We start from the raw sequence: 9,769 nt of genomic DNA, 5'->3' as shown, positions 1-9,769 counted from the left end.
GTAAATAACCCTAATTGATTCGTATTTGCAGAATGTTCTTCCATATACTGAACCGGGCCATTCGCAGAACCTCCAAGGAGGGAAAGTTTGACCTTTTCTGCCTGATTTGACAGGACGGTACCATTGGTATTCCTGGCAACTGCCTGGTAGTTTATCCCTTTAAAACCATCCTGAGCGCTGGCCCATTGTAGTCCTGCAAAAAGAATAAATACTAGAGTGAAAAATGTACTTCTCATAGTTTATGATTTTAAATGCGTTCTATTTTATTTGTTTGTTGATCACTTTTTAAGGTTTCAAGACATTGATTAATTTGCTGATAGTTTGGAGGCCCCGGGGGTAAAGCATAATGTAAATCGCATAGAATTTCTCAGCACATAGCGATCCTCGGTAGGGAATATATAGCTGATATCTATTCTTAAGGGATTGACATTAAGACCTATTCCGGCTGCCAGATGCTGTCTGTTGCCCTTTTCAGGATCTTCATAGAAATAGCCCGTTCTTATAAAAAAACGATTGTAGTAAGAAAACTCTAATCCACCTGCAATGGTGAACTCTGATAGTTCTTCTTTAAATCCTCCGGGTGCATCAAATAATGAAGTAAACAAAGCACTTGTGACACTTCTGTTGGGGTCTTTACCTTTTTCTATTTCAGTAGTAAAATTACCATCATTATCTTTTTTGTATCTTGGTGGGGTAGGCACCATTAATTTATTTATATCAAGCAAAATGGTAAGTCTACTTTCGGGAGCTGCATAAAAATTATAACCAGCGCCCACCCTTAGGTTCATAGGTAAAAAGCTGGTCTGGCTATCAGAATATTTAAGCTTAGTACCAATATTACTTAAATTTACACCCCAGCTAAAACTTCTTGAATAACGGCCATTTTGTAGTTCCCGATTCGAGTAAATAGATACATCGGCAGCAAAAGCATCTGTTGGAGTGAGCTCTAAATTATTGTACGTTCCTTTACCAATATCACTTCTAAAATATCGGGCGGTTAACGCCATCCCAAAGGTCTCACCGAATTTGCGTGCATAGCTGGCATCTATACTAAATTCGCTAGCCTTATATTGTTCTATGAGGCCTCCTGTTTCGTCTCTAAAAGCAATTGAGCCTAAATCCAGATATTTAACAGATAACCCCAACGCTTCTCTATCGTTTAATTGCCTGAATGCGGTAAAGTATCCCAGATGAGAATCTTTGCTGAGCTGTTTCATCCATGGGGTATACGATGCGCTAAAGCTCATTTTTTCGCCGAAGGTGATCTTTGCCGGATTAATGTATAAAGAATTGGCATCCACATCTAGTCCGGTGCCTGCCTCAGCTACTCCTGAGTTTCTGGCATCTGCACTTAGTAATAAGAAAGCAGCTCCGCTTTGGACTACTCTGTTGTCTTGCTGCGCAAAACTGTTCTGGCACCAACATACCAGACAAGCCAAAAGGCCTGTAGCAAGGTAAATGTTTGTTTTCATAAGTTTATTGTATAACCAGTTTCTCGGAATAGGTTCTTCTGCTAGCTTTGAGAACTACATAATATAAGCCCGAAGGATAACCACCTAAGGGTAAAATATAGTTTGCTTTGCCCGCCAGCATTTTTAATGAGATGTTTCTTACGGTTTGGCCTGCATTATTTACCAGTTGTATGTTCACCATATCGTCCATTACCAAATCAAATTCAAGTTTGGTTTGGCTGTTTGCCGGGTTCGGGTAAACAATAAAACCTGTTATAAGAGGAGCTTGTGGTTCGGGTGTGCTGCCATTAACTTCTGGTTGCTGGAAACCTTGTGTTACTAATAGGGGAGAGTTTTCTATGGCTGTTACCAGAACCTCACCTATGGTGTATTGGAAAATGGTATTGTTGATCTCTGCCGAGCCTCCTGCGCTGGCTATAACGGATCGTTGGAGTTCTGCTTGTTGCGCATTTGCGACAGCAGTAAAACTGAATATGCCAAATATTGGCAAATATCTTTTTTTCATCGAGAGAGGGATTAATTATAGATATAGCCAAAATTACAGATAAGTAATATTGGGTGATGATAGGAGTATGCAGGGTGTAAAAACTGTTATGTGAAATGCAGTTTTTAATTAGTAAACTGCGCGCTTTAGAATAAGAATATGTGTCGAATGTGCATCCTTCTGATGCAATACAAGAAGGGGTTATTAATCGTATTTTAACGCATCAACAGGATTTGCTCTGGCAACCTTAAAAGTTTGAAGGCTCACAGTTAATACAGCAATAAATATGGATAAAACAAAAGCAGTTATAAATGGCCACATATTCAGACCGATTTTATAATCATATTTTTGAAGCCAGCTTGTTGTTATAATATATGCAGCAGGAATTGCTATCATGTTTGATAGAATAACGAGTTTGATAAAATCCTTGTTTAGTAAAATAAGTATATCCTTTAGGTTGGCCCCAATTACTTTCCGGATACTGATTTCTTTGCTCCTCTGCTCGGCAATATACAGTGCCAGACCTAACAGGCCGAGACAAGATATAAATATCGCAAAGCCACCAAATACATTTGAAAATATACTCAGTAATTTTTCACTTTTTAATTTATCAGCAATCCTTTCACTCACAAAGTCTATTTGAAATGGATAATCTGGGTTTAGTTTTAGGCTTAGTTCTTTAATTTTTTGTGTAGATGTGGTTATGCTTTGTGATGGATTTAAACGCATAATGATAGTGCCTGGACTGGTCTCGCTATAAAAGAAAAGCAACGGACTTACTTTGGTTCCAAGCGATGAATAGTTGTAATCTTTCATTACGCCAATAACTGTGAATGTTTCGTTCCAATCGTCATTTTTTATTTTTGCACCAATCGGATCTTTAAGATTCATTGTTTTTACAGCAGTTTCATTTAAAATTACTTTGGTCGTATCATTGCCAAATTCTCTGCTGAAGTCTCTTCCCTGTAATATCTTTGCGTCAATTGTTTTGGTGAAATCGTAACCTGAAAATCTAAGTTGCATGGCTACTTGTTCGTTTTTTAGCTGGCCGGGCCATTTTATCTTTTCTGTGCTTACATAGTTGTTGGTGAGCCCGTTTGTAGTCTCTGTTGCAGAAACTATAGCTCCCGATTTAATTAATTCTGATTTGAAAAGCTGAAGTTTCCCAGAGTCTCTCAAAACACCCAGACGTCCAATCTGAACCAGGTTGTCCTTGTTGAAACCAAGAGGTCGGTTGTTCATATAGCTGATTTGATTTCGTACCACTATAGCACAAATGATCATGCATATTGAAAAACCGAATTGGATTACTACCAGTATTTTACGAATAGGCAACGAAGTTTTGCCTGCTCCTTTTATGCCTTTTAATATCTTAAGGGGTATAAGCGACGATAAATATAGAGCGGGGTAGCTGCCTGCGAGCAGCCCTGTAATTAATGTTAAGCCAATAAGTATAGCCCATACTTCATATGAACCATAATCTATTGTCAAATCAATTGCTAATAGATTGTTAAAGTAGGGAAGCACAGTTTCTAATAAAATAAAAGCGATAAGCAGCGCCATGAAAGACAAGAGGAGCGACTCTAATATGAACTGCCATGCAATAGATTGCCTGCTGGATCCAAGGGTTTTTCTGATCCCGATTTCCTTTGCACGTTTTTCTGATCGTGCGGTAGACAGATTCATGTAGTTAATGCAGGCAATAAATAGCACACAAACTGCAAGCAAAAGAAATAATTTTATTTGATCTATGCGGCCGCCTGAAAGTTCACCATTTTCAAACTGATCGTATAGATGGTTTTTTTTTAATGGAAAAAGAAAGAATTCTATATAGCTGTCATTTGTGTTTTGCTTAAAGATTTTTCTAACCTGTTGGTCTGCCGAGGCAAATTGTTGTGCATCTTTAAGCATTACTATAGTGTTCAAAGCGCCATCAGTCCAGCCCATTTTTTTATACCACGGGCTTTCATTTTCTAAAAATGCCCAGGGTATTAATACATCAAAGCGATAGGTTTGGTTTTGAGCATGATTGGCAATTACGGCCGTAACCATTAAGTCACTTCGGTTATCGTATCTTATCACTTTGCCAATAGGATCTTCCTCTCCAAATAAGATTTTAGCAGTTTGTTCAGTTATAATAGCTGAATTAGGAGTTGATAAGGCGCTTGAAGAGTCTCCCTTAATAAAATTGTAGTCAAATATTTTTAAGAAGGATGGATCTGCGAAAATCAGGTTTTTGTTGAATGCGTTGTGTTTATATCTAAATGGGCTTTCATCTCTTTCGGCCATTCTGCTTACCTGTTCTACACCAGGGACGGTTTGCATAATGGTTGCAGCAAGCTGATTTGGGGTACAATAAGCACGATTAGTGATAATGCGGTCGCTCATGATATCATTATCATAAACAGAGTAGATACGACCGATATTTTTGAATTGCTTATCGTAACTCCATTCGTAATTTACGTAGAGCAGTAATACTAAGCAACAGGTTAGGCCAATAGCTAATCCTCCGATATTAATCAGAGAAAACCCCTTGTTTTTCCAAAGGTTTCGAAGCGCGATTTTTAATGCTAAAAGGTACATGCCATTAATATTATTCAGCTTTAATTGCCTCAATAGGGCTCATCTTAGCAGCTCTAAATGCCTGAAAAAAGACAGTTGCAAGAGAGATGAGAAAGGCTAAAAAACCGGAGACTATAAAAAACCAAAGTTTTAAATCAATTCGATATGCAAATGAGTCTAACCAATTTTTGCCTAGAAAATATCCGATAGGCAAGGCAATTAGAATAGAAATGAGTACAGGTTTAGTGAAATCTTTAGACAGAATATAGACTACATTGAATTCTGAAGCCCCTAAAATTTTTCTGATGCCAATTTCTTTAAATCGTTTTTCGGCAGTGAAGGTGGCTAGTCCAAACAGGCCTAAGCAGGAAATTACTATTGCCAACATTGCAAAGTATCTTGATAATACTGCTACCCGGGTTTCTGCTACATACTGAGCTTGAAAATCCTGATCCAGAAATTTATAATCAAATGTATATTCAGGGTTGTATTGGGTATTGAATTTTTGAAGTTCTTCTATTACCGGCTTTATACTTCCTGCTTTTATCTTTACCATTACCCTGTTGGTGTGTGTAGGTTTATATCTGATAAACATGGGGCCAACTTTTCGATGCAGAGATTCAAAATGGAAATCCTTTGCAACACCAATGATCTGCATATCGTTACCCCACAGCTTAAAAATTTTACCCACAGGATCTTTTAAGCGCATTACCTTAATACCAGCTTCATTAATGATGACTTTAGAAGTATCAGAACCAAATCGTTCAGAAAAACTTCTCCCTGCGGCCATTTTTATTCCAAGGGTTTCTATCAAGCCTGCGTTGACATCTGCACGTTGAAATTTAACGACTTCTTTAGGATCTCTTCCTTCCCATCCAAAGTCGCCAAGGGTATAGCTTAAATCACCAAGTAGTTCCCGATCTATACTTGATGCATTTACAACACCATCTATTTTCTTTACTTCATTTATCACAAAATTTATATTGTTTTTAAGCTTGCCGTTTGTTTCAAAATACAATACGTTATCTTTTTTAAAGCCAGGATTAGATTTCTGTACATATTCAATTTGTTTATAGATGATAAGAACGGCTACAATCAGGATCACTGAAAAAGCAAATTGAAAAACTACAAGTCCTTGCCTTGTTAGCAATGCTGCTGCTGAAAGCTGAAGCTTTCCTTTTAGAGCTGCAGAAGGCTTAAGGCCTGAAAGATACAAAGCAGGATAACTACCGGAAAGTAAACCTGTAAAGATGGTTACACCAAGTATGGATAATATGAGTGTGGTGTTGAATTGTAAAGTTAAGTGTTTGCCAGTGATCTGGTTAAACTGCGGCAACATAAGCTCTACTGCCAATAGCGAAACAAATACGGCCATAATGGTTAGCAGTATCGATTCTGAAAGGTATTGCACGATTAATGATCCTCTTGGTGCCCCCATTACCTTTTTAACCCCAACTTCTTTTGATCTTCTGGATGCTTTTGCAGTAGAAAGGTTCATGAAATTGATACAGGCAATGATTAGAATAAAGACCGCAATAAGCGAAAATAGCCTTACATAGGCTATTCTTCCGCCGGCAACTTTGCCATTTTCAAATTGATTATGCAAATAGCTTTGGGCAAATGGCCTGATGAATAGGGTATAGTTTTTTACACCTTTTGTTTTTAAATAATTCTTGATTTTGGTATTGAATAGCTTGGGATCTGCATCTTTTTTAAGAACTACAAATGTGCTTGGGCCATAGTTTGTCCACTTGCGGTAACCGGAATTTCCTTCAGGGCCTAACAACACATCGTAAGAGACTAAAAAATCAAATTGCTCTGAGGAATTTGTGCCGATATCCTTAAAGACCCCTGAGATCAATGCATGGTTTTCGGCTTGCATTTCAGTATTGCTCCAAACCATTTCTTTACCAACTACATCTGTGCTATTAAACAGTTTCATAGCCATGCTTTCTGAAATAGCAACAGTTTTTTTACCAGAGAGTATTTCGTTTTTGTTGCCAGTAATCAGTGGGTAAGAAAATACTTTAAAGAAATCCGGTCCTGCAAATTTGCCTGCTGCTTTTATAGCAGGTTGATGATTTGCCGATACTTTACTCTGACCTAGCCAAAAACCCGGCGAGGTCGCAACTGCAGTTTCAACTTCGGGTATTTCTTTTGCCATTGTTTCGGCCAGAATTCCAGGTGTGCCCTCTACCGTTTGGACTCCATCTGTGAGGTGCTCATTCTGGATCACCTGATAGAGTCTTTCATTATGAAAGCGATCGATCTGTATTTCGTCGTTTACCCATAGGTAAATTAGTAAAGTACAGGAAAGCCCTGCACTCAGACCAATCAGATTGATGAAGAAAGAGCTTTTGTATCTCTTAAAGTTTCTGTAGATCAGCAGCAGGTGGTGTTTAAACATGGCCTTGTTATTTCGTGGGTTAATTCAATTGATATGCCAATACGAGGAAACCGATTTTAAGTGGGCCAGGACTGCTTAATTACCTTTTACTGTTCGGTTATGAACAGTTTATGTTCATATTTGAACAAAATAATTTGCGTAGTAAAATACACCTGAGTTACCACCACTTAAGAGGGAAAACAATTTTATCAACCGAGCCAACAATCATATCTGGTTTAAAAGCATAACGGCCAAGCTGGTTCTGATCAGAAATTCCTGATAAAACCAGGATGGTTTTATAACCCATTTGTATACCTCCCTGTATATCAGTTTCCATAGTATCTCCTATAACCGTTGTTTCTGCAGTTTCCAGGCCAAGGAATTTTCGCGCCGAACGCATCATAACCGGACTAGGTTTGCCTATTACAAATGCCTTTATTCCGGTTGCTTCTTCAATCATGGCTGTTGTGGCTGCAATGCCCAAATTGTTCCAACCTGGTTTTTTAGGGGAAGGATCTCTGTTTGTAGTAATAAATTTTGCTCCGGCCAGAATCATGTCAACTGCCTTCTGAACCATTTCCAGGGTAAAGTTTCTTCCTTCACCTAATACAACAAATTCCGGATCTGTATCAACCAGGGTAATTCCATTTTCATGTAAACTGGTTAATAAGCCACCTTCTCCCAGAACGTAAGCAGTCCCATTAGGACTTTGATCGCCAAGGAATTTACCTGTGGCCATGGCACTGGTGTATACGTGTTTCGCATCTACAGTGATCCCTAGCCGCTTTAGCTTTCTCACAGCATCAAGGCTTGTTCGCTGGCTGTTGTTGGTCATAAAAGCAAAGGGTATATCATTGTCAAGAAGATGCTTTATGAATTTATCGGCTCCAAAAATCATTTCTTCTCCACTGTAGATGACGCCATCCATGTCAATTAAAAGTCCTTGTTTCATAGGTGTTTTTTATTTATAAGAAAAATTGAAATCGTTACTGCTTCAATTCTCTTACTCAAAATTAATAATAATTATCAGTCATAATGCTGTTCAATATTAATTTTTAGGAACTAAAAAGAACAATATATAGGTTGTCGTGTTGTTATAATATACACCAATTGAATAATAGATGACAGAAAGACACACATATCAAACGGGAATTATTGGCAATTGCGCTTACCTGGCGCATATAAATAAAAACACTAATGTTGATTGGCTTTGCTGGCCAAGATTTGACAGCTCTTTCGTTTTTGGCGGATTATTGGATGAAAATAAAGGAGGAGAGTTCTCCATTCGGCCAAATGGCGAATTTACTTCGAGTCAGTTTTATCTGGAAAACACAAATGTACTTTGTACAGAAATAACCAATGCCGAAGGCAGGTATAGAATAACTGATTTTGCACCCAGATTTTATCAGCATGAGCGTTACTACAAGCCTTTAATGCTGATTAGGAAGATAGAACCTATTGAAGGAAACCCCAGGGTTAGGGTAAAATGCAAACCGGTTTATAATTATGGTTCGATAAAACAAAAAGGGCATCGTGGAAGTAATCATATAGAGTTTAACGGAGCTGACGAAGATATGCAGCTAAGTACCAATATCTCTTTGAGTTACATTGAAGACGAGAAATTTTTTGCATTAAATGAACCTAAATACTTAATCTTAACCTATGGACACGAACTGGATGCCCCTATAGTAAGCACCGCAGAACGATTTTTAAGAGAAACCATTAAATACTGGAGAACATGGATTAAGCACTCAACAATTGCAGGATTTTATCAGCACATGGTAATCCGCTCTGCACTTGTTTTGAAGATTCACCAGTATGAGGATACTGGGGCAATAATTGCAGCCAGTACAACAAGTTTACCGGAATCGCCTGGTAGCAAAAGGAACTGGGATTATCGATATTGCTGGATGAGGGATACTTATTACGTAATTACCTCATTAAACCATATTGGCCATTTCGAGGAAATGGAGAAGTACTTTAATTATATAACAGATATATCTTTTAGAGATGATGTGAGGTATCAGCCATTGTTTGGTATCGCCGGCGAAAGGATACTTACTGAGCGGATTTTGAGAAACATTAAGGGATACAAAGGCAATAAGCCGGTAAGAGTAGGTAATCAGGCTTATGAGCACATACAGAATGATATTTACGGGCAGGTATTGGTCTCTATGCTTCCGCTGTATACAGATCATAGGTTTATTTTTAGAGAACGACAGGATTCTACCCAATGGCTGGATTATCTGTTAGCTAAAATCGAACGCACTATTGATGAAAAGGATGCGGGTTTATGGGAGTTCAGGAATATAGCGAATATGCATTGTTACACCAATCTTTTTCAATGGGCGGGCGCTAATGCGGCTTTAAAAATGGCCAAAACCATAGGCAATAAGGAATATGAAGATAGAGCAACAGTACTGATCGAGAAAGCAGCACAGCATATAGAGGATTGTTATGATCCTGTTCGTAAGGTATATACGCATGCGGTTAATAGCCCGCATTTAGACGCAAGTACGCTGCAGCTTATTTTGATGAACTACCTTGATCCTCAATCTGAAAGAGCTAAAGATCACCTGATCGCATTAGAAAAGGAACTGAAAGCCGAGCGCGGTTTGTTCTACAGATACTTGCATACCGACGATTTTGGGAAACCCAAAAGTACTTTTCTGATTTGTGCCTTTTGGTACATAGAGGCACTGGCGTGTGTGGGCAGGGTAGATGATGCAATAAAAGAATTTGAATCAATTATCAATTATGCCAACCATTTACTGCTTTTTAGTGAAGATGTTGATGAAAATGATGGAAGTCAGTGGGGTAATTTTCCCCAGGCTTACAGTCATGTTGGGTTGATGAATGCGGCCC

7 protein-coding genes are annotated in these 9,769 nt (G+C 38.4%); 1 reads left to right on the top strand and 6 read right to left on the bottom strand.

The genetic code is table 11. From position 1 onward, the window contains the following. The 6 genes from AC1DDX_RS15905 to AC1DDX_RS15880 form a co-directional block, all read right to left on the bottom strand. Positions 1–236 (bottom strand): hypothetical protein (locus AC1DDX_RS15905; protein ID WP_477622253.1); only part of this gene is annotated, 236 nt, incomplete at its 3' end. Positions 237–305: 69 nt separating this feature from the next. Further along, positions 306–1,472 (bottom strand): type IX secretion system outer membrane channel protein PorV, encoded by a 1,167-nt coding sequence (porV, locus tag AC1DDX_RS15900; protein WP_172663025.1) that lies wholly within the window; start codon positions 1,470–1,472, stop codon positions 306–308. 4 nt (positions 1,473–1,476) lie between these two features. Continuing rightward, complete coding sequence (locus tag AC1DDX_RS15895; protein WP_172663024.1) at positions 1,477–1,977, bottom strand: T9SS type A sorting domain-containing protein; 501 nt, start codon at positions 1,975–1,977, stop codon at positions 1,477–1,479. Positions 1,978–2,160: 183 nt separating this feature from the next. After that, positions 2,161–4,539 (bottom strand): ABC transporter permease, encoded by a 2,379-nt coding sequence (locus AC1DDX_RS15890; protein ID WP_337716281.1) that lies wholly within the window; start codon positions 4,537–4,539, stop codon positions 2,161–2,163. A 10-nt stretch (positions 4,540–4,549) separates the two neighbouring features. Then, on the bottom strand, positions 4,550–6,925 hold the full coding sequence (locus AC1DDX_RS15885; RefSeq protein ID WP_288879382.1) for an ABC transporter permease: 2,376 nt from the start codon (positions 6,923–6,925) through the stop codon (positions 4,550–4,552). A gap of 157 nt (positions 6,926–7,082) precedes the next feature. Beyond that, positions 7,083–7,856 (bottom strand): HAD-IIA family hydrolase, encoded by a 774-nt coding sequence (locus AC1DDX_RS15880; protein ID WP_172663021.1) that lies wholly within the window; start codon positions 7,854–7,856, stop codon positions 7,083–7,085. Between the two features lie 169 nt (positions 7,857–8,025). Between AC1DDX_RS15880 and AC1DDX_RS15875 the strand changes: the two genes are divergently transcribed. Further along, positions 8,026–9,769: glycoside hydrolase family 15 protein (locus AC1DDX_RS15875; RefSeq protein WP_477622252.1), on the top strand; the 1,744-nt coding region annotated here is incomplete at its 3' end.

This window comes from Pedobacter sp. 10L46_2 (genome assembly GCF_056395165.1).
The sequence above is the reverse complement of the archived record's forward strand: the minus strand, read 5'-3'. Positions and strand labels throughout refer to the sequence as shown.

Excerpts from the sequence above, each read along its gene's own strand:
- porV (WP_172663025.1), bottom strand. The coding sequence starts at position 1,472 with ATGAAAACAAACATTTACCTTGCTACAGGCCTTTTGGCTTGTCTGGTA.
- AC1DDX_RS15885 (WP_288879382.1), bottom strand. The coding sequence starts at position 6,925 with ATGTTTAAACACCACCTGCTGCTGATCTACAGAAACTTTAAGAGATAC.
- AC1DDX_RS15895 (WP_172663024.1), bottom strand. The coding sequence starts at position 1,977 with ATGAAAAAAAGATATTTGCCAATATTTGGCATATTCAGTTTTACTGCT.
- AC1DDX_RS15880 (WP_172663021.1), bottom strand. The coding sequence starts at position 7,856 with ATGAAACAAGGACTTTTAATTGACATGGATGGCGTCATCTACAGTGGA.
- AC1DDX_RS15890 (WP_337716281.1), bottom strand. The coding sequence starts at position 4,539 with ATGTACCTTTTAGCATTAAAAATCGCGCTTCGAAACCTTTGGAAAAAC.